General features: G+C 37.7%; 14 protein-coding genes. 10 read left to right on the top strand and 4 right to left on the bottom strand.

The window, feature by feature from the left end:
- Window positions 1-5: 5 nt before the first annotated feature.
- The gene (locus tag GY23_RS17890) at window positions 6-824 is read right to left on the bottom strand and encodes a hypothetical protein (protein WP_075617243.1); all 819 of its coding nucleotides are present in this window, start codon (window positions 822-824) and stop codon (window positions 6-8) included.
- 171 nt (window positions 825-995) lie between these two features.
- On the opposite strand from GY23_RS17890, the gene GY23_RS00465 reads away from it, so the two are divergent.
- The 5 genes from GY23_RS00465 (at window position 996) to GY23_RS00485 (ending at window position 9,853) form a co-directional block, all read left to right on the top strand.
- Window positions 996-2,804 (top strand): S-layer homology domain-containing protein, encoded by a 1,809-nt coding sequence (locus GY23_RS00465; protein WP_075617244.1) that lies wholly within the window; start codon window positions 996-998, stop codon window positions 2,802-2,804.
- A 195-nt stretch (window positions 2,805-2,999) separates the two neighbouring features.
- Entirely contained in the window at window positions 3,000-4,478 is a 1,479-nt protein-coding gene (locus tag GY23_RS00470) for an N-acetylmuramoyl-L-alanine amidase (RefSeq protein WP_084543917.1), read from the top strand.
- An 83-nt stretch (window positions 4,479-4,561) separates the two neighbouring features.
- A complete protein-coding gene (locus GY23_RS00475; protein ID WP_075617246.1) occupies window positions 4,562-6,466 on the top strand; it encodes a S8 family peptidase in 1,905 nt (634 codons plus the stop codon).
- A gap of 210 nt (window positions 6,467-6,676) precedes the next feature.
- Complete coding sequence (locus GY23_RS00480) at window positions 6,677-7,696, top strand: C40 family peptidase (protein ID WP_075617247.1); 1,020 nt, start codon at window positions 6,677-6,679, stop codon at window positions 7,694-7,696.
- A 150-nt stretch (window positions 7,697-7,846) separates the two neighbouring features.
- The gene (locus GY23_RS00485; RefSeq protein WP_161487548.1) at window positions 7,847-9,853 is read left to right on the top strand and encodes a glucosaminidase domain-containing protein; all 2,007 of its coding nucleotides are present in this window, start codon (window positions 7,847-7,849) and stop codon (window positions 9,851-9,853) included.
- Between the two features lie 291 nt (window positions 9,854-10,144).
- Here GY23_RS00485 and murJ read toward each other — a convergent pair whose 3' ends face one another.
- The 3 genes from murJ to csaB are packed head-to-tail and all read right to left on the bottom strand — an operon-like array spanning window position 10,145 to window position 14,002.
- Window positions 10,145-11,659 carry a murein biosynthesis integral membrane protein MurJ gene (murJ, locus tag GY23_RS00490; protein ID WP_075617249.1) on the bottom strand — a complete coding sequence of 505 codons (1,515 nt, stop codon included), beginning with the start codon at window positions 11,657-11,659 and terminating at the stop codon, window positions 10,145-10,147.
- A gap of 54 nt (window positions 11,660-11,713) precedes the next feature.
- Complete coding sequence (locus tag GY23_RS00495; protein WP_075617250.1) at window positions 11,714-12,886, bottom strand: glycosyltransferase family 4 protein; 1,173 nt, start codon at window positions 12,884-12,886, stop codon at window positions 11,714-11,716.
- Window positions 12,887-14,002, bottom strand: coding sequence for a polysaccharide pyruvyl transferase CsaB (gene csaB, locus GY23_RS00500; protein WP_075617251.1), 1,116 nt, complete (start codon window positions 14,000-14,002; stop codon window positions 12,887-12,889).
- A 238-nt stretch (window positions 14,003-14,240) separates the two neighbouring features.
- Between csaB and GY23_RS00505 the strand changes: the two genes are divergently transcribed.
- The 5 genes from GY23_RS00505 to GY23_RS00525 all read left to right on the top strand — a co-directional run bounded on the left by GY23_RS00505 (window position 14,241) and on the right by GY23_RS00525 (window position 22,669).
- Window positions 14,241-14,960 (top strand): WecB/TagA/CpsF family glycosyltransferase, encoded by a 720-nt coding sequence (locus GY23_RS00505; RefSeq protein ID WP_075618196.1) that lies wholly within the window; start codon window positions 14,241-14,243, stop codon window positions 14,958-14,960.
- A gap of 80 nt (window positions 14,961-15,040) precedes the next feature.
- Window positions 15,041-16,315, top strand: a complete 1,275-nt coding sequence (locus GY23_RS00510; RefSeq protein ID WP_075617252.1) for a nucleotide sugar dehydrogenase — start codon at window positions 15,041-15,043, stop codon at window positions 16,313-16,315.
- Window positions 16,316-16,820: 505 nt separating this feature from the next.
- Window positions 16,821-19,304, top strand: a complete 2,484-nt coding sequence (locus GY23_RS00515) for an S-layer homology domain-containing protein (RefSeq protein ID WP_075617253.1) — start codon at window positions 16,821-16,823, stop codon at window positions 19,302-19,304.
- A 311-nt stretch (window positions 19,305-19,615) separates the two neighbouring features.
- On the top strand, window positions 19,616-21,412 hold the full coding sequence (locus GY23_RS00520; RefSeq protein WP_075617254.1) for a M14 family zinc carboxypeptidase: 1,797 nt from the start codon (window positions 19,616-19,618) through the stop codon (window positions 21,410-21,412).
- A gap of 51 nt (window positions 21,413-21,463) precedes the next feature.
- A complete protein-coding gene (locus tag GY23_RS00525) occupies window positions 21,464-22,669 on the top strand; it encodes an S-layer homology domain-containing protein (RefSeq protein ID WP_161487549.1) in 1,206 nt (401 codons plus the stop codon).
- The last annotated feature ends 12 nt before the right edge of the window (window positions 22,670-22,681 follow it).

Genomic DNA, 22,681 nt, shown 5'->3' on the forward strand with positions numbered 1-22,681 from the left:
TTCTTTTATCTATTCATTGCTTTATCAAGTAGGGAACTTCGTCTTGCTTCTTTTTCGGCTTCATACTTGGTCACAAAGCTTTGTGCGTGGGTCTTGCCATACCCATTGGCTACAAGCTCTTTTTCAACTACTGCGAGTACTTGGTAAAATACCTTATCCGTACGTGCTTCTAGTTCCGCAGCGGCAGAAGTATATTTACTATAGAAGTAAGCATAGTTTATTGAATCGCCAGTTTCTTTTTTCCCTTGGTACTCGGAATAAGCTCGTCCAACTAGGGCATCAATGCGACCGTTTGCTTGTGCTTGTAGATCGGCCATAACTGGTTCGTACTTCGATTTAATGGATGCAACCGTCGCACCAGATCCTGTGTTGTTGCCAGTGCCAGTGCCGGTTCCAGTTCCAGTTCCATTGTTACTGCCTGTTGTTCCGCCAGATGAACCGTTCCCGTTCCCAGTTGAACCGGAATTTCCAGTTGTAGAGCCGTTTGAACCCGAAGTGCCTGTGTTACCAGAATTTCCATTTGTAACAGTGCCCGAATTTGATGAAGAACCATCGTTTGTTGTTCCGTCTGTAGAACCGGTATCTGATGAACCATTTCCACTCGTTTCAATAATATTGCCATTCTCATCCATTTCTATTGCGGAACCGTCAGGAAGTTCAATTTTATAAGTTTCTCTCGTAATCTCAGTTACTTCTGAGTCCACTGTATCGTACTCTTTAAACTGGAACAGATAGAGTATATAAGCTGCAACTGCTAACAAAATCACTATCAGACCTAAAAGGATTTTTTTCCAAATTTTCATCTTCTTCTTATGCTTCTTCAAGATGAGCACCTCCATTAACTTATCTTTAGATGTTAACATGGATTGCAAAAATATTACATTAGATTATCTATTAATAGTTAATAGGGTATATATTCCCAATCTTTTAATTGTAATTAACAGGGATTAGATTATAATAAAATCAATGATGAAAATAATATATGAGGTGATTCGATGAAGAAAGATTCACGTACAATGAAAACAATCAAGGGACTAATGGTCGGAACAATAGCATTAACGCCAGTATTGGCTGTTGGAGTAAACGCCGAAAAAACAAGTGCAGCTACGATTGATGAGGTGGCTGGTAAATTAGCAAGTGGATATGCTAGTTTAAATGCAGATCAAAAAATAGTGTTCAATATTGTTCTAGCAAATCTTCATCAATATATGGGTGATTTCATCCAAACTGATTACAAGGCTTCACTAACACCGAATATGCAAGCATTGGTAGCTCCATTCAAGTACACAAGTGAAACTCAATTGAAGTCGGAGTTAACTGCTAGATTTAATACTTTTATTAAAGATGCTCCTGATGGTTTATCTGATAAAGGAACAGTAGCCGAACTATTAGTGTATATTCAAAATGTTACAGGTGAATTGGTACAAAAAGCAGACACTGTGAATCGTACAAATTTAAATGCTTTCTATGAAAGTTTGCTAAGTATATTGAAAAACGGAATAAATAGTGCTCCACAAGGAGTTCTTGATATTTTACAAGTTCCTGCAAATTCGGGAGCAATCATTTCTAAAATTCAAAAAGATGTAGATGATATATTCGCACCACCAGGACCTGGACCGGGACCAACACCACCAGGACCAACACCACCAATAACGATTGAACCTGATACTATCGAAAATAATCCTCAAGCTGTAATTGATTTGATTAATGGCTCAAAACCTATTGATGAACTGAAAGTTAACCTTCCTGTAGGTACAACAAATGTAGCGGTTCCTGGAACGATTTTCAATGCTTTGGATAAGAACAATCCAGATGCAGTGTTGGTTATTAGTTCTGCTGTAGGTTCGTACTCATTGCCAGTATCAGCTGTAAATCTTCAAAATCTAGCAGCACAATTAAATGTTACTTCAGCGGAATTATTTATTAACGTTACGGTTCTTGCAGTGACTACACCAACACAAGTTGCTAATGGATTTGATACACTTTCATCTTCCATTGAGTTTGAAGTGAGTGTTACTGGTAATGGAAAAACAATCGTCTTGGATGTTTTCCCACAACCGGTGCAACGTTCGATTACTGGAACGAATCCATTGGATGCTTTGACAACAGTTGGTGTAACAGTTGTTGATGGTATAGTTCGCTCGGTACCGACATTCGTTGAAGCGAATAAAAAATCGGCCAATTTGTACCGTGCAGGAAACTCTACTTATACATTAGTGAAGTACTCCAAAACATTTAAAGATGTCGATAAAGGCGCCAACTGGTCAGAAGCAAACATTGAAAAACTAGCTTCTCGTATGATCGTTAACGGTACTACTGCAACAACATTTGATCCGAATCGTGCCATTACACGTGGTGAGTTTGCTGCGATATTAGCACGTGGCTTAGGATTGGTTTCTACTGATTCTGACGTTAAGTTCAAAGATGTTTCACCTAAACAAGCATTTAACAAAAATGGAGAAATTGCAGCAGTAGTAAATGCTGGTATCGCCACTGGATATAATCATGGGGAATTCCGTCCATATCAAGAAATTAACCGTGGGGAAGCGGCAATCATGATCAGCAAGGCGATTAATTATATCGGTCAAGATAAAGTAACGAAAGATGGCTCTAAACATATTTCTAGCTTTAAAGATTACAGTAAAATCGGTGCTACAATGCGTCCACATGTTGAGAAAGTATTACAAGCTGGTTACATCAATGGCTACAGTGACAATACGTACAAATCTTTAAATCAAGCAAATCGCGCAGAAGTTGCTAAAATTCTATATAGTTTCTTGAAAGATATTGAATTTATCAACTAAGTATTAAATTCAGTAGGGGAACAAAGGACTATTAACTAGCCTTTTGTTCCTTTTTTTTACATAGAATACCAACTAAAGACACGATTTCTAATAAACTTACAAAATATCTTATATTTTTTAGACCAATAGCATTATAGGAACTTACCAAATTTTATGTTACGATGCGATTACAACAAAGAAGAGGAGTATGTACTAGTGAAAAAAATCGGGTTATTATTTGTGCTCAGTATTTTGAGCATAACTGCACTTTCTATTTCTTCTGCATCTGCTGCCACTGTGTTTACTGACATCACGACCACTCATCGAGCATATGAGGAAATCTATTATTTAGCTGAAGGAGATATTCCAACTTCGGATAAAGCATATATTTTCTCTCCAGATGCACCAATGACAAGAGCTCATGCAGCTGCCATGATTGGCCGCTCTATCCAATTATCGAGCAAAAGTAACTCCAACAAGTTTTCCGATGTCCCTACTTCTAATTTTGCCTACGGATATATCAATGAAGCCGTTTCACGAGGTATTATTTTCGGATACAATAACAACACGTTTAAACCAAATCAAACATTGACACGTGGAGAAATGGCTTTACTTATTTCACGCGCATTTGGCTATCAATCAGCAACGACAAATGATGCAGCCAATGAGTTAATGTCAAAAGGAATTTCTTCAGGAGTCGGGAAAGGCAATTTTGGTACTACTCAACAAATGAAGCGTGGCGATTTTGCGGTTTTCCTTGCACGAGCGATCAATGCCGAATTCCGAGCGGGTGGCATTAAAGAAACTTCTTCCAAAATGTACGTAAATGTTAGTGCAAGTGACAGTTTGAATTTCCGTAAAGGTCCAGGTTCGGGATACAATTCGACAAAAAAATTCTTTACGGGGTATCCAGTCGATGTTTATTACTCTGTAGGTGAATGGGTGTATGCAAAAGGGGATAATCAAGTTGGTTTCTTCCATAAGAGCTATTTATCCACTGATCAACCTTCAATCGGATCTACAGATCAATATCCAAAAGAACCAATTGATTTAGAACTACCACCTGTAAAAGAACCATTGAACGATATATTGGTAATTGTCGATCCAGGTCATGGTGCACATGATCCTGGAGCGAGAGGATACGGATTCCAGGAAAAAAATATAGTCTTGGACGTCAGTCTTCGCGTGAAAAAGTATTTCCAGCAAACACCTATTCAAGTTAAACTGACACGTGAAACAGATGTCTTTCTTAGTTTGGATACTCGTGCTGCTTTTGCAAGCAAGTATAAAGCGAACAGCTTCATCAGTGTACATGCCAATGCATTGAATGGTTCGGCTAATGGAACAGAAACATTCTATTATGCAGCAAATAATAAGAATGTAGATCAATCAAAAGCACTCGCTACTTATGTACATGAACGTATGTTAGAGGCATGGGGTTTGAGAGATCGTGGAGTAAAGCCTGGTAACTACGCCGTGTTGAGAGAAAATACGGTTCCTTCTGCATTAGCTGAAATCGGATTTATTGATAACCGTACGGATAATGCCTATATTGCATCAGCCACTCGACGAGAACAAATTGCTAAAGCTATTTTCCTAGGTACACTTGATTATTACTATCATTATGAAAAGCGTCCAGAAGTTGCGGCACTTTACACTAAATTCAATACAAAACCATCTATCAAACATTATTAAGTTGATAATTAGATATTTGTCCTGATGAGATTATCTCATTGGGACATTTTTTGATATAGTTAGAGAATAAGGGGGTTTAATATATGGGGATAGGTTTGAAGGGATTTCTTGCAATTTTGCTAATATCTACTACATTTTTACCTACTTACACAGCAGCAAATGTTGAACAAGGGGAGTATTTCATTTCAAGTAAACATATGCAACAGCTCAATTTGGTGATGAATCAATACCAAATTGAAGTTATCGAGGAATTCGAAACCCTAAACATTATACGAGCTTCACTGACAACGGACGAACTGCATTTATTGAAACAAGCAATTCCAGATTTGGTTGTTGAACAAAACCAAACATATCGGACCGCATCCGATACCGTTCTCCCGTCACTTGCAAAATTAAACGTATCGCCTAGTTCTACCATGCCTTTCACAGGGAAAAATGTAAAAGTAGGCGTATTGGATACGGGGATTGATACAGAGCATCGAGATCTACATGTCAAAGGTGGGATCTGTTCAATTGCTCCGGATTGTACTACTGGCATTCCTTATGACGATAATAATGGTCATGGCACACATGTAGCAGGTGTCATTGCAGCTCTTTCTAATCATACAGGAGTTCAAGGAATTGCCCCTCAAGTGGATTTATACAGTATTAAGGTGTTAAATGACTTGGGTGTCGGAACCACTAATAGCATTATTCAGGGAATTGAGTGGGCGATCGCCCAAAAAATTGATATTTTAAATATAAGTATTACGACTACTACTGATGATCAGATTATGAAGATTGCTCTCGATAAGGCATATAATCAAGGGATACTATTGGTAGGTGCTGCAGGGAATCGAGGAGTGAAATCTTCAGATACGGTTACCTTTCCAGCAAAATATGAGAGTGTTATTGCCGTCAGTGCGGTAAATCCCGACTTGACGAAATTAATTGAGAGTTCAGTAGGACCCAAAGTGGAAGTGGCTGCACCAGGTGGAGCGATCTTTAGTACGTATCCGATTGAATGGGATTTTATCGACGGTAAACAAGATGGCTATACCGAAATGTCTGGTACCTCCATGTCTGCACCACATGTAACTGGAGTTCTAGCGTTATATAAAGAACGTTTTCCAACGATGACCAATGATGAATTACGCACATTACTTAGGTATTTAGCAAAAGATCTAGGTGAAAGTGGAAGGGATGATATTTTTGGATACGGATTAGTCCAATATGAAAAAGTGATTCCTGGAGCGCCTACATTTGCAACTAAGAAAGAAACCGGTAAAGTAACACTGGATTTACAAAGTTCGCGTACCGATGTAACCGTTGAAAATAACGGGAAACGCGTCCGATTAGTTGATGGTGTATATCCGATTTACCATACAAAAGGTACATATCCAGTAACAATCACGTATTTGTCGGAAGACAAGCAAGTAATAAAAGAGCGACAATTTGTAACAATTGATAATCCATCTTTCACTGATATTAAAAGTACACAATGGTTTAACGAGCATATCGGTTATCTGTCAAATAAAAAACAGATAAATGGTTTCGATGATGGGAGTTTCAAACCTTATAATGAAATTACAAGAGGAGAAGCGGCAGCGTTAATCGGCCGTGCACTCGGATATGATGAAGCAAAAACTGCTACTTCATTCAAAGATGTTTCAGCTCAATCATTTGCTTCTGGGTATATACAAGAGGCTGTCAAACAAAACATTATAACAGGTTATAAGGATGGTACATTTAGACCGGAGAAGAAAGTTACTCGAGCAGAAATGGCCATATTAATTTCAAAAGCATTTAAGTTGGAACATCAACAAAATGCAAAATCCAGTTTTACTGACATTTCTACTCAAATGGCTGCCTACCCATATATTTTATCGATTATTGAATCTGGTATCACAAAAGGGTATACAGATCACACGTTTAGACCGTATGAATATATGACAAGGTCTGAATTTGCAGCATTTTTATCAAGAGTTCAAACAGATCAAGTTCAATAATGAAACGCCTGACAAGGGAAAAACTTGTCAGGCGTTTTTATTTTCACGAAATATGTCAAATAGTGAGTGTTGTTACACAACTGTAATGAAACCGTAACGTCTATTTAAAGAGAAATTTGTTAGAATACTAATTAGATTGTTAAAACTATTAGAGAAAGATTCAAATGTGAGATATACATTTAGAATCTATAAAATTTATTGAGGTGGAAAATGAAGAAACGTATTATTCAGATGATTATTGCTGTGTTACTGTTCTCAGTGGCGCCCTTTATGACGACTCAAGCCAGTGCATCAACAGGAAACGAAATCGTGAACTACGCCAAATCATTAAGTGGAATCGCATATAAGTATGGTGGATCAACACCATCAGGTTTCGATTGCTCTGGTTTCACATCATATGTATATAAAAAATTCGATGTAAATCTACCTCGTACTGCAGCTTCACAATATGGAGCAGGTACAGCAGTTTCAAAATCAAACCTACAACAAGGTGACTTAGTTTTTTTCAATAACTTAGGTGCTGGAATTTCTCATGTAGGAATCTATGTTGGAAACAGTAATTTTATTTCAGCTACATCATCTAAAGGAATTGCAACAGTAAGCATTAATGATTCATATTGGGGCAAGTATTATGTTGGAGCAAAACGTGTTGTGAATGAAGAAACAACACCAGTTGCAACATCAGAACCAATGAGTGATGTGTATTCAGATGTTCCGTTATCCCATCCCGCATTAAATGCAATCCTGACGTTAAGTCAAGATGGCGTAATTAATGGATATAAAAATTCAACATTCAAACCTGAAAACTCGATCACACGTGGGCAAACAGCAGCTATGTTGAATCGAGTATTAAATCTAAACGCAAATCATCCAGTCCAGTTTACCGACGTTGCCAAATCTAATGATTTTGCAGCTGATATCGCGGCAATGAATGAAGTGGGCATATTAAAAGGATATTCTAATGGTACGTTTGGTATATATGAAACATTAACAAGAGCTCAATTGGCGGTCATCGTTGATCGTGCATTTGAATTGCAAGAAAAAGCAGATGCTCAAGTAAGAGCTGCATCCATTTATCATGATGTTCCTTCTAGCTATTGGGCACATGATGCTATTATTGCTCTGAAATCAATCGATCAAACTAAGGTTTTCCAAACAGCAAACTTTAAACTAAATGAAGATGCATCTCGTGCAGAATTTTCTGCTGCAATCTATAGTGCAACTAAATAATTCTTAACTTAAGCAGGTTCTCACAAAATGAGTGCCTGCTTTTATATTACCCAATTTTACATTTATAAAACATGAAACTCTAAAATATTTATGCTATTTTCGCATTTTTTTGATAGAATAGAATCAACAAAAGGGGAGAGGACAGAAACAATGAAAAAACATCTACGAATAATTTTGATTATGTTGTTATTATGCCTGGTAGGACTGCCAACAGCGTCTGCTAACGATGGGCTAACTGGATTGACTTTAGAAAAAGAAATGAGAGCCATGATTGAAAAAGGAATTCTACAGGGATACGGAGAAAATGATTACCGTCCTAAAGGGGAAGTGACACGCGATCAGTTTGCTGCATTTATCGCACGTACATTGCAACTTCCTGATGCAACTTCTACCTTTATCGATGTCGTGCCTGGTTCCGCGCTGGCTCCTAAAATTGGTGCTATACAAGCTACTGGAATTATGAAAGGTACATTAAATTCAGAGTTTATGCCTTCCAAACCCATTACACGTGAAGAAATGGCATTGACCATGTCACGTGTAATTGCATATAAGAATTTAACTGTAAATCGTCAAAATCTGACGATAGCAGACAGTGATAAGTTTACTTTAGAGGGTGGAATTGAGGCCGCGATCCTAAATGCTTCGGCAAACATAATGAAAGGGCAATCATCTTCAAGTACGATTGTCTTCAATCCAAAAGGAATCTCCCTACGTGACCAAGTAGCCGCTGTTCTCTATCGTTATTTGGAATTGGTAGAATCTCAGTCTTCACCTGAACCAGAGCCAAATCCTAATCCAAACCCAGTACCTATTGACCCGACAAAATACTATAATGCCATTATCAAAGATGGCAAATTAGAAAAAGGGTTATCAGAATATACAAGCTACGCTTCAGCTTTAACTGCATTTACGAATAATTCAGCTGCAAAAGGATTGTATAAAGGAAATGAACTTATTAAAATAAAAAGTGGTCTTGCTTATGCGAAACATAAGACAGTAGACTCGCCAACAGTTATATACTCGGACAGTTCTTTTACCAGTTCAAAACAAGTAACCTATGTTCAATATGGTAGAGAATTAGTATTGCTGGAATCGACAGATCAATATGTTAAAGTTCAAGCGGGGGGAACTATCGGTTTTGCCAAACAAAGCGAGATTGAATATATTCCTGAAGAACTAATTACCTCAAAAGATTACTATACGCCATCATCTACAGGTGTATTAACTCATTTCACATTTAATCATGCGAAAAATTCGTTTGGTTTTGGTGGCTATCAAGTAGGTCCAGCACCATCATTTATGACGAATTTACAAAAGTACTATTCACAAGATGGTGTTAATTTCTACAAAGAAAATGGGTCTCTAGCAGGAAAGCATTATCCATACTTCCAGTATTTATCTGCACGTGCAAAAACAAATTACACTGCTAGTGAACTAGATACATATATTATGGATCGTTTACAAACAGTTTCTACCAAATATCCTACGGCTCTAACTAAATCTAAATTAATTGGTTTAGGTACATTTTTAAAAGAGGTTGAAAATACTTACAATGTAAATGCATTATTTATTTTAAGTGCGGCTATGCATGAAAGTGATTCGGGTATGAGTGGTAATGCTCAGACAAAGAATAACCTTTTTGGGATTAAAGTATTTGATTCATCACCAGAGGATGGGGAACGATATGCAAAACCGCAAGATAGTATTATTGCATTCGTTACTCGTTACGTAAATCTAAATTATGGACCGCCTACTGGACTATACGCTAAAGGACTGGCACCTGGGAATAAAACGTCTGGAATGAATGTCCATTATGCCTCTGATCCAAACTGGGGTTCGAAAATTGCCCAGTATATGTGGCGAGGAGATGTTTTGTTAGGAAATAAAGATACAGGGCTCAATACGAAGAAAATTGCCATGACATCTCATAATGGCACAATTAATGTGCGATCTACTCCTGAAGTGGTTTCTGGGAATACAGTATTCACGTATAAAGCAAAAGACTTAGGTGTTAACAATAGTTTCGGATATCCTCTGGTAATTGTAGAGGAGAAATTGGGTTCAGATGGTTTTGTTTGGTATAAAGTACTATCTGATCAAGCTCCACCTGCTGATTTCGGATGGATTCGTTCTGACCTAGTCAATAAACTGAACTAATCCTCCATTCGATGTCACTGAAAATGACGACGATAATAAGACTGGACTATTATTCCATATAATTCACGTTTTGGTGCTTGTGGATGCCTCCCGCGAGAAGCTAGGCAGCAAATCCCTGCCAGACTTCTCACTCCAGCTACCGCTTGAAAGGCGCATACGCTCGTTCTGCTTTGGCATTTGGTTGACATCCAAATCAATATAGCTTAATCAAAAAAGAAGCAAGCCTATTCTCGATATATTGAGGATAGGCTTGCTTCTTTATTACGTGACTTTTTCTCTGAAACTCATCGATTATTTAGATCTTCGCACCATACTTAACATTCTATTAAATCCAGTAGGGTAAGTAACTCTTAAAGCCCCTGCATAAATGATTATCCCAATAGGTACTAGAACGGCTAACTGAATCAATGAATACCATTCTTCTGCATGTAGCAGCTCTTTCGCTCCCCATACAACTACTCCCATAAGGATAGCAGGAATGATGACACGAATGCTCATGCGAGCAAAGCGTCCAAATTCATTCCTTCCTAAATCTTTATAAACGACAATCATGGATACGGTGAAGTAGTAGATACTAACTATAGATGCTGCGAAAGCTAATGCAGGATACCCGTAATCATCTACTAACCACCAGTTCAATATGAAGTTAATTAAAATTGTAGTGACACTTATGCGAAATACGATAGCAGTCTTCCCACGTGCATACATAGATTTCGATAAGATTAGCTGCATCCCTTGGAAGACAATAATCGGTAAATACCATAAGAGAGCAACATACGTATTTTCAGTATCCGTAGAAGTGAATTTCCCACGTTCATAGACAAACGAAATGGCTGCATCACCTACGACGAGCAAACCAATTGCAATGGGTAGCAGAGTGACCAATGAAATTTCCATGCCTCTAAAGAACGTATCTTTAAATTTAGCGAAATCATCAGTTTGTTCACTCATCAACGTAAAGATGATCGCTGCTAGTGTCGTAGCGTAAATGGCATTTGGGATACTGACAAGTAAGGATGAATAGTTTAAATAGGATACTGCACCATCACTTACGCCAGAAGCAAAAGCTTTATTCACGAATAAATTTACTTGCCCAACTACGGAATTGAGAAGGGAAGGGATGATTAATATGACAAAGGCCTTTTTGAAGTCACTTTCCATCGCAAAATCAGGTCGCCACTTGTAATCAGATTTTCCTAAGAAGAATAACTGAATCAAAACACCCAATATCGTTCCGAATATAAAACCATAGACAAGGGAATAAATCCCCCATGTACCGCTAAATAAAAGGGCAAAGACCGCCGCCATTAAAGTGGCTAGTAACTTGGCCAGTTGAGAGGGAACAAAAATGCGTCGGGACTGTAAATACGAATCGAGTAACCCCGTTAACGCAATCATAGTCATAAATGCAAAGAAAATTTGTGTCATTCGAACGGCATATGGTTCTATTTCTGGTTTCATATTGCCATAAAGGAATGGAACAAATGCATAGGCAAATACCCAACCTAAAATACTCACGGCAATAAAAATCAGCATTGTCCAGTTTAATAATGCATTCGCATTTTGATCCGTCATGTCACTCTTAGCTTTACGAGACTTTACGTACATTGGTAAAAACACATTGTTAAAACCTGTTGAAATCATCGCAACAACTAAGGTAATGAATCCGAATGCTAAAAAGTATCCATCCGTTTCGGCACTTGCACCGAACTCACGCGAAACAATGGCTTCGCGAACAAATCCAGATAACTTTAATAATAGCGCAAGCCCTGTCGTCCACAATGCGGCTTTTTTCAAACTACTCATCGATCGATACACCTACTTAGAAAAGCTCCCTGCCTAGTAGCAAGGAGCTTTATATTATTTAGAGATTGCTTGTTTGTAAATCGCTTCATACTTTTCAGAAGCCGCGAAATGTGAATATTCATCAATTACTTTTTGACGTGCCGCAATGGCTAATTGAGAGCCCTCTTGTTTATTACTTAACAGACGAATCATAGCATTCGATAGGTCTTCTTCGTTACGTTCTTCAACGAGTAGTCCATCTTTTTCGTGATCGACGATTTCTTTTAAACCGCCAACTGCACAAGCAATCAGTGGAACACCAGAACCCATCGCTTCTAATGCTGAAATTGAAGTGGCTTCTTCCACGCCTGCACTATAAATAGAAGGAACTAAAACAACATCACTTAACGCAAAATACTCGACCATATCTTTATGGGCAACTGCACCCAATAATGTCACCTGATCAGCTACTCCCAGTTCAGCAGCTTTTGCTTTGATTTCTTCAAACATTTCACCAGTTCCTGCATACACAATACGCGCATTAGGGAACTTTTCTAAAACTGGAGGGAATGAAAGCACCGGGTAAATTACTCCGTTTTTACGAGTTAATCGGCGTGGCACAAAGAAAATCAGCTCATCTTGGCTGAAGTTGTACTTATCACGGAATTCACGACGTCGCTCGATTTCAGGTTTAAATGACTCAACATCGATAAAGTTCTTAATCATCGTTCCATCAACATCAGCTTCACGTTTGATGTAGTCTTTGATTCGTGTATCTACTGTAATCACTGCTTTTGTTGATTTATAGGCATTACGCTCTTCAGACATCAATGTTTGTGCTTGCTCAGAACCCTCAACAATCGAACCTTTGGAAATACCCTCATATGTCAAATATCCATGAACCGTACTTACGGTTGGGATTCCAGTAGTCAATGAAGCCATCGTAGCAAAAACATCTTGCGCATTAATGATGTCATAATCCCCTGAAATGCGTTTGGTAACAAGGTTTTTAAGAAAATCTTTTCTGCGTTTCAACGACCATACATAGCCAGAACCTTTTTTCACTTTGTTTAGGATGAAGGCAGGCCCGCGAGCGATTAAATTTCTTTTCCAGCTAGGTACATCACTAAAGGATACGATATCAACTGTATGTCCTCGATGTTCTAGACCTGCTTGCAATGTAGCCAAATGAGTAGATAATCCACCCAGGTGAGGGTAGTCATATGAAGTGACTAGTAAAATTTTCATTTAGTTTCCTCCAAATTTTTCTTGTAATAGCGTGACATTTCGTTTAGCTTCTTGACGTAGCACGTCTACGTTTGGTTTCATCATGTCTTGTAGTTCGCTCTTCGAATCCAATGCATATAGTGCTTGTCCCAATAAATCTTCTTTCGAAAAGTTCTCTAATGGAAACGAATGCTTCCACATGCCGGATCTTTTTAGGAAACTTTCCACTTTGCGATCGTAGCTCAAACCGATATGTGGAACATTGGATAGTGCTGCAAAGATTAGTGCATGCAACCGCAAGGCAAGAGTCATTTCGGTTTGCCCAATGAAGTTATAAAATTGGTTTGGTGTAAAATTCTCGCCCAATAACTTTGTGGACTGAGCATGGTTCATTTTCGCTTGAATCTTAATTGAAACGTTCGTATCGTATGGAGGTTCCATTGGTACGAAAACGGGCGTCACATTGCGTTGCTCGATTAAATGATCCAATACCCATGCCATTTTCGCTATATATTCGTCCTCATGCTCAAACCAAGGTCGAGGTGCGACTGCAATTAATTTTTCATTCCCAGTCAAATCAAGTGAATCATAAGCCGTTGTATCTTCTGTTCCTTGAAAAGCAAAGACAATATCTGCGGTTACCACTGTTTCGGGACGTTTTACACCAAGTGAATGTAGGTACTCTTTTGAATACTGATCGCGCACCGTTACAAAATCAGCCATATTTGCAAATACCTTCATAAGAATCTTTCCCCAAGTTGATGTGACGGGGCCAATTCCTTGTGAGAAAAACATAACTTTTGCTCCGCAGAGTTTAGCCAAGAACACAATTAGTAAATAATAAGGAAGTGGTCCAAATAAAAACTTCGTTGGATAGGTGTCTTGGAGTAAACCACCGCCTCCGGAAATCAGAAGGTCTGCATCTCGCAATGCTTTGACTTTTTCTTTATTTTGAAGTCTCCAACCACGATAAACGGATTTCACTCCATGTTCTTTTGCCGTTTGATCGGGCGACAAAGAAAACACCGTGATTTCGGGATCATTTAATTCGCTACGTAAATTATCTACGATTGCTTTTAATATCGCTTCGTCACCTGTATTTCCAAGACCATAAAAGCCGGATAGTACAATTTTCAATAGTAGTCCTCCTCATTAGAAAAGCGAAAACGCCACTGTACTCGTATCGGTGCTAAAAATCGAGCTGACGCTTTGGAGCTAAACCTAATAACTTATCTTTTTTATTTCCATAATAAATGCTTTCACGCAGAGTGAAAGCATTTCTGTCCAAATTTTATCACTGATGACTGACCCTATGCAACTAATCAAAGAATCTGCTATACTATATCAATTGAAAGTGAACGAATTGAGGGTGTTAATAGTGAAAGAGACCTATTTAGGCGTGGATGTATCGCCATTATCATATGAAGGAATTATAAATGAAGTAAAGTCCCGTATGGCTCGAAAAGAGCAGTCGACAATCATTGCCGTGAATCCCGAAAAAGTAATTACTGCGAATCGTGATCCACAAGTGAAAACATTAATTAATGAGTCGACATTCCAAATACCTGATGGAGTTGGTGTGTTATTAGCGTCAAAATTAAAAGGTGGTAAAATTACTTCTCGCGTCACTGGGGTTGATATGATGGGCAGGTTGCTCGACTTTGCAGCATCTAATGGTCATCCCGTTTATTTTTATGGGGCAAAGGAAGAAGTGGTGACCAAGGCCATTTCTGAAATACAAAAAGACAGACCTTCAATAAAAGTAGCTGGATACACGAATGGCTATGAAAAAGATGAAGTAGCTTTAGTTAACCGTATTTATGCGAGTGGTGCGGAAATTATATTTGTGGCTCTCGGCAGTCCTAAGCAAGAATTATGGATAAAAAGAAACATGATAAACCTGCCAAACGTTCTTGTTTTCCAAGGTGTTGGTGGTAGTTTTGATGTGTTTTCAGGAATGGTAAAACGAGCACCCGCATTTTTCCGTAAATTTGGGTTAGAATGGTTGTACAGGCTAGCTAGTAATCCATCTCGAATCAAACGTCAGCTAAACTTGCCAATATTCTTATGGCGTGTGTTAGTGGGAAAAAAATAGCAAGAAATAGTCTAGTGCTTCCCACGTTTTGAACATTAACTAAATAGAAGTAATCTATTTTTCAACAAAAGGAGAAACTCATGAAAAAATCCATATGCGTAGTCGGACTTGGCTACATCGGCTTACCGACTGCTGTTATGTTTGCAAACCACGGACATCAAGTTCACGGTGTAGACGTTAACGAAAAAACAGTTACCATGATTCAACAAAAGAAATTACATATAGAAGAGTACGGTCTACAAGAGCGTTTAGACAAAGCGATTGATTCTGGTTCATTAACGGTATCGACAAAACCGATCAAAGCGGATGTTTTTATTATTGCAGTACCTTCACCAATCAAAGCGGATAAAACGGCTGATTTGGAATATGTACGAATGGCAACAGCATCGACCGTCCCGTATCTTGAGAAAGGCAACTTGGTCGTTTTAGAATCAACGGTTCCTCCAAGAACAGTTGAGGATGTCATGATGCCTGAACTAATCAAAGCCAACTTAGAATTCGGAATGGAACTTTTTGTCTCGCATTCACCTGAACGAGTCATTCCTGGCCGAGTCTTTGAGGAGCTTGTATCAAATGATCGTATTATCGGTGGTATTAATGAAGAGTCAGCCAAACAAACAACTGAACTCTATAAGTCGTTTGTTAAAGGTACCATGCACGAAACGAATGCTACGACTGCTGAGCTTGTAAAAGTAATGGAAAATACGTATCGTGACGTTAATATTGCCTTTGCCAATGAATTAGCAAAAATAGCTCAAAACATCGGTGTCAATGTGTGGGAAGCCATCAAGCTTGCAAATTTCCACCCACGAGTAAACATTCACTTCCCAGGACCTGGCGTAGGTGGACACTGTATAGCGGTCGATCCATGGTTCTTGGTTGAAATTGATCCGGAACAAGCAAAATTAATACATTTAGCACGTAAAACAAATGATGGAATGCCATCATATACAGCTCAATTAACAGCAGATATTTTGAATGCTAAAGGTGTGAAACATCCTAAAGTTGCTGTATTTGGATTAGCTTTTAAAGGAAATATTGACGATATGCGTGAAAGTCCTTCAGTGGATGTGGTGGAACAACTACGTGAGCGTCAAATGAACTTGACTGCTTTTGATCCTCATATTAAAAACAACAATTTACCTGAACAAACACAAGATCAACATGAGGCTTTGGAAAAAGCATCTGCAATTTTAATCTTGACTGATCACCAAGCCTTTAGAGACATTGATCCTGAAGAAATTAAATCACACATGTCAAACCACATCATTATTGATACGAAGAATTGTATTGACCGTGAGAAATGGGAGAGTGCAGGATTTGATGTTTATCTTCTAGGAGACTCAAAAAATTAATGAAAATCGAATTTCTTCCTTGGGCAAGATCCAAAGAAGAAATTCGATTTTTTTTGTGAAATGAAGGAATATTTAATCGGGTAGAGTAATATACTCTGAAAGTGTGCATTTTCAATGAATCTATAAATGTCTGACTTAATAGTTGATGATGCATAGATAGTAAAATCTTGCATTTCTACCAAGGTAATAATAGAACCAATATTTTGTAGTTATAAGACAAAAACTCATTTTTATGTAATCTATTTGTCTCATTTATCTAATAACAGGAACTAAAACGCAAAAATAGTTGAAATTTGTGTAATTTTTGGTAGAATGGAATAAGAGTTGAATTGTCATCTGCACTAATATGTCAATTTAACTTGTAATATTCGTAATTAGCACGATATTTCCGAATATTTTAAGATATTAGTGGCATATTTTTTAATATGCTGATACAATTTAAGCTGAATCTATGAATCTCATAGAGTGATTAAAATGATATCCAAATCAGGGAGGAATTCTACACATGGCTTACCAACCAAAGTCGTACAAAAAATTCGTTGCAACTGCAGCGACCGCTACTTTAGTAGCATCAGTATTAGTACCAACTGCATCTGCAGCATTCAATGACGTTAACAAAAACTACACAGAGGCTGTTAACTACTTAGTAGAAAACGGAATCGCAAAAGGTAAAACAGATACATCTTTCGGTACTGATTTAAGCATTACTCGTGGAGACGCAGCAGTAATGATCGCTAACGCACTTAAATTAGACACTACAAAAGCTCCTGCATCAGCTTTCACTGATTTGAACGATCGTGTTAAAGGTGCAGTAAACGCACTTAACGCTAAAGGAATCATCAATGGTAAGAGTGCAACACAATTTGCTCCAGCAGCAAACATTACACGTGCTGAAATGGCAAAAGTTATTGCTCTAGCTTACAAATTAGATGGCGCTGGCGTTAATAACAAATTCAACGATGTAAACAGCACATTTGATGAGTATGTTGATGCATTAGTTAAAAACGAAATTACACTTGGTAAAACACCACAAGCATTCGGTGCAACTCTTGATGTAACACGTGGAGAATTTGCATTATTTGTTTTCCGTGCAGAAGGTGCTCCAGTTAAATCTGAAGTAACTTCAGTTGTTGAAGCTAAAGGAGTAAATGCAAAAACTATTACTCTTACTTTCAACAATGCATTAGATGCAAAAACTCTTAAAAATGCAAACAAAGATGATTTGATCACAGTTGTAACTGGAGATAAAGCTAACGCTCCTGGTGCTGTTACTCAATCATTAAGTGCAGATGGTAAAACTCTTACTTTAACAGCTACTACATTCTTCAAAGGTGACTACACAGTTAAAGTTCCTTTCGAATTAGTTAAAGATGTTAAAGGTAAATTTGTGACACCTGCTAACCAAAAAGTATCAGTAAACGATACTGCAGCTCCAGTTTTAGAGTCAGCTAAAGCTACAGTTGCTGATACTAAAAACAACATCAAAACAATTACATTATCATTCAATGAAGATGTGAAAACTATTGATACAGTTAAAATCAATGGTGCTAACTACAGCCCATCAGTTTCAGGTAACACTGCAACAGTTGCTGTAGATCTAGATGCAACTAAATCATATGATGTAACAGTTGTTAACGCTACTGACGTTGTTGGTAACCTTGAAGCTGTTCAAGCTGTTAAACTTGCTTTAACTGTTGACAACATCGCTCCTTCAGTAACAAATGTTGTTGCTACTGGTGAAAACACTGCTACTGTAACTGTTGACAAAGCATTGAAAGGCGACACACTATCAGTAACTGGTAAAGTTGGCGTATTCAATACTAATATCGTGAGCAAAGTAACAGTTAACCCTAAAAACAATAAAGAGTTCTTTGTAACATTCAACGATGCTTACCTATTCAAGAGCGGTAACTCTGATGTTGTAACATTAACTGTTGCTAAAGAAGCATTAGAAGATACTCTAGGTAACAAAAACACTGCTGAAATTACAAAAACTGTATCTCTTACAAAAGATGCATTAGCTCCAACTGTATCTAAAGTAGCAACTGTAACTGCAGATAACAAAGTTACTGGATTCACAGTAGAATTCAACGAAGATGTTCAATCTGTTGTTGCTTCTAATATTGCAGTAGTAAACTCTAAAGGTGAAATCTTACCATACAACACTGTAATCGCAAGCGCATCAATTGACAGCGAAGACGAATCAGTAGTTAACTTCGTTTTCCAATCTGGTCTTAAAGCTGACAAATACAGCTTTGAATTAGCTACAGGATTTGTAACTGATAAATCATTAGCTGCTAACAAAAACGCTAAACATTCATTCACATTGGATCTAGGTAGTGTAACAGCTCCAATCGAAACTTCATTTGTAATCGCAAATACAACAGTTACTACACCAAACGTACTTACTGTTGACTTTGGTACAAAAGTGAAATCTATCGGTACTGGTTCTGCTCTTAACCCGGCAGCTTACCAAGTAAACGGTTCTACATTACCAGCTGATACAAAAATTGCTTTCGCAGGTAACGTTGGCGATGCAAATTATCAATCAGTTGTAAACATCACATTGCCAGCTGGCTTTGTAACTGCTAATGATGCAAAAGCAATCTTCCGTGTTACTGGTGTTCAATCTTTAGATAATAAAGTAAACAGTGCATACACTGCATTGGTACCTGTTGTTGATAATGCTGCACCAGAAGCAAAATCATTTGTAGCAACTGACTTAACTAAACTTACAATTTCTTATTCTGAAGCTGTTTCAGTAGATTCTGCTGCAACTATCTCAGATGAAATTCAATTGTTCGATACTAAAGGTGCTTATGTGCCAATTACATCACATGTTGTAACTACTGATGGTAAATTAGTTCTTACAGTTGCTGATGCAACTACAGTAGCTAAATTAACTACTGTTAAAGTTGATGCTGCAAATGCAGATATTACTGACGTTCAAGGAAATGCTCAAAAAGCAGCAGTAACTTTAACTAAGTAATAATTTAAAGAGTAATGATGTTTTCATAACAGCATTCACTCAACATAAGAACTCCTATGATGGTGTAAACCATCATAGGAGTTTTTTTGTACTTTCATATATTTATGAGTTTGCTACTAAATTTAATGGCATTTTAATAGAGAAGGTCGATTTTCTTTTGAGAAATCGGTCTTTTCTCATTTTCTCTCTCATAGTACTCAAGAAGATTGTAGGAATTTGTAGAATATTTAGAGAAAAGGGTATTTAGCTGTATTCCCCTTATAGGAATCTCGCAAGTATACTTAAAAGAAAAGTAATTGGAGGATAACTAATTGCGTAAATTAGCACTTTTAGTAGTTTTGAGTATCTTTTTTTTCCCCAGTTTTGTTTTGGCAGAAGAAGTGGTAAATGTGGGACAAATCATCGCAGAAGAAGTTCCATTTTACAATGTAGACGGTGAACAAGTTGGTCTTCTAAAAATGAATGGGCGAAACCTTCCGTTCCAAGATAGTACAACCTCTCAACGTGCAATGATCAGTGTGGGGGGAGTAAACGCATTTATCGATCGACAGTTCATTCAACAAGTGTCAATAGAAGTTCCATCAGTAAATACTAATTCAATTGGAACGATAAAGACGGTGAGTCCGTTTTCTGTATTCACTGCAACTTCTAGAGACAGTACTGTTTTAGTTACAGCCAACAGTCCATTAACTTTAAATGTACAATCCCTTAAAAATGGGTATTACGAAGTCGATATTGCCGGACAAATAGGATATATTCCTCCTGAGATGGCTAACCCGGTATTTTCTTCAAATGATCTTTATTTTACAGTAATGAGCGATTCGGTTCCGTATTATGAAATGAAAAATAACCAATTAGTTAAAAAAGGGACATTTGCTAGTGGTACTAGTTGGACACGGATTAAATCATCAAATGGAAAACATGTAGTAAAGTTTGGTGAGCGCATCGTTTATGTACCTGAATTTGGCACTTTTTCTACTGCGAAAAAACCAGTTGTAAAAGGACCAGCTAAAGCAAAATTTCCGATTAAAGTTCTACCTGAAAAAGAAATAGATGTTTTAGGTGTCGATGGCGTGAAAATCGGTTCCATCTCAAGAGGGTCTTTTGTCGATATTTATGGTTTGGTAAAAGAAAAGGCAGTAATTAACTTTTTTGGACAAGAGGGAAGAGTAGATTTCTCTCAGTTCGTTCATACGAATCTATTAAGTCCTAAGAAAAATGTATCGCATGAAGAAATGAGCTATTTGGTTCAAGTGTTTGCGGCGATGTATCCGGAATTTACAAAGTTAGAACAAATAGGAAAATCAGTTGAAGGACGTCCTATTTATGCCATTCGTTTAGGGAATGGGAAGAAAGAAGTGTTGTTTGATGCCTCCATGCACGCTCGTGAACATATGTCGACTAATGTCGTATTGGAGATGCTAGATACTTATAGTTATCATTATTTAAATAAGACCAAGTATGCGGGTTACAATGTGAAGTCCACATTGGATGCGGTCTCCATATGGTTTATCCCGATGATGAATCCAGATGGTGTCACATTAGTCCAAGCTGGAGCTAAAGCTGTGAAAAACGGGGCACTAGCAACGAAGATAAATGGCAGTAGCAATTTTGCACGGTGGAAGGCAAATGTTCGTGGCGTGGATTTAAATGATAACTTTGATACGGGATGGAAATATAATAGTCCGAATGTAAAGAAGCCGAGTTTTATGGGGTACCGTGGACCACGCGCATTTAGTGAACCGGAGTCCGTAGCATTGCGTGATTTTGTATTAAAGCACTCATTTAAAACATATATTTCTTACCATTCGTCTGGACAAATTATTTACTGGTTCCAGTGGCAGAAGGGGGCGCAAGCAACTCGAGACCTTACTCTTGCACGGAGCGTTTCAAGGATAACAGGATATAACGTTGTTCCACCTATGTACCTTCAAGGAACAGGTGCCTCAACAGATTGGTTTATTGATCAAAAAAAGATGCCTTCATTAACAATTGAAATATCACCGTATGTAAGCAACCGTCCTGTTCCATTAGCATACTGGGATCGCATTTGGAAACAAAATCAAAAGATTGGATTATTTATTGCACAAGATGCATCCAAACGATGACGATGACGTGAACAAAGATCTTACTATTAAAAGGAAGGATGAATGCAAACTATGAAAAAGATATGTTCGATTATGTTGATTGGGACTCTAGTATTTGCGAGTATGACATCCAGTGTTTTTGCAGCAAGTAATCGGCAGTCTGTTTTTTCAGATCTTACCATGAGTAGTCAATTCTACGAGCCTATTTATTCCATGTATCTAAAAGAAATTTATGAAGCGGATTACTCCAATGATTCCGCATTGATTCACCCCAAAAAGAATGTGACCCGGGGAGATGCAGCCTATATGTTGTATCATTTACTTGGATTGACATATGAAGATGGAAGAGATTTTTCTGATATGAATACATCGGATCATTATTATGAGGCCATTGAGACTTTAGCTGCACGTGGTGTAATAGATGGATTTAAAGATGGCACATTTCGCCCGATGGATTCTTTAACGCGTGGACAAATGTCGAAAATTATTTCATCAGCGTTTGATTATCAAATCAAGATAAGTCCTACGCTTCCTTATACTGATGTAACGGAAGCATTTAAACCATTTGTACACGCGTTATCCGAACAAGGAATTACAAAAGGGGTTACTGCTACAAAATTTGCACCAAACCGATTTATAACAAGACAAGAAATGGCCGCTTTTTTACACAGAGCTTATAAAAAGGTACCAGGTTCTGAATACAATGATTTTGAAGTAATGAATACTGTCAATGAAGCTACTAGAAAAACCAGAATGATAGCTGTTCAAGGACTGGAAGCCAATTTCCCGAATCAACGAATAACTGATATCAGAGAAGATATGAGTACAGTTACGGTTGAACCATACTTAACAAAAGCGTTAACTGATTATCTGGATTCTTGTTACTATTGCGATGGTGCTAATGTACAATCGGACTTTGATTTTGGATTGAAATATACGCTGAAAACACTAACGAATACATCGATCATCGTTGAATCTGCCATACCTTCAAATATAATTAATGAAGGACATCAAGCAACTATCAAACTTGTTCGAATCAAAGATGTTTGGAAAATCCAGTCGGTCGTGACAAAATCATTTGATGATGAACCATTAGATCTATCAATTGAACAAGCAATCGACTATTTGAATTTTGCAATCCCAGTACATTGGAACGAGGAAGTGAAATCCATCAAATATATTGGAAAACATGCAGTAAGTGGTGTGGAACAGTTCTTAGTAAATGATCAGTCACTATACTGGTTTAACTTAAATACCGGAGAATTAAATAAGCAATAGATTGATTGCCAG

The sequence above is a fragment of the Paenisporosarcina indica genome, from assembly GCF_001939075.1.
GTDB classification, from domain to species: domain Bacteria; phylum Bacillota; class Bacilli; order Bacillales_A; family Planococcaceae; genus Paenisporosarcina; species Paenisporosarcina indica.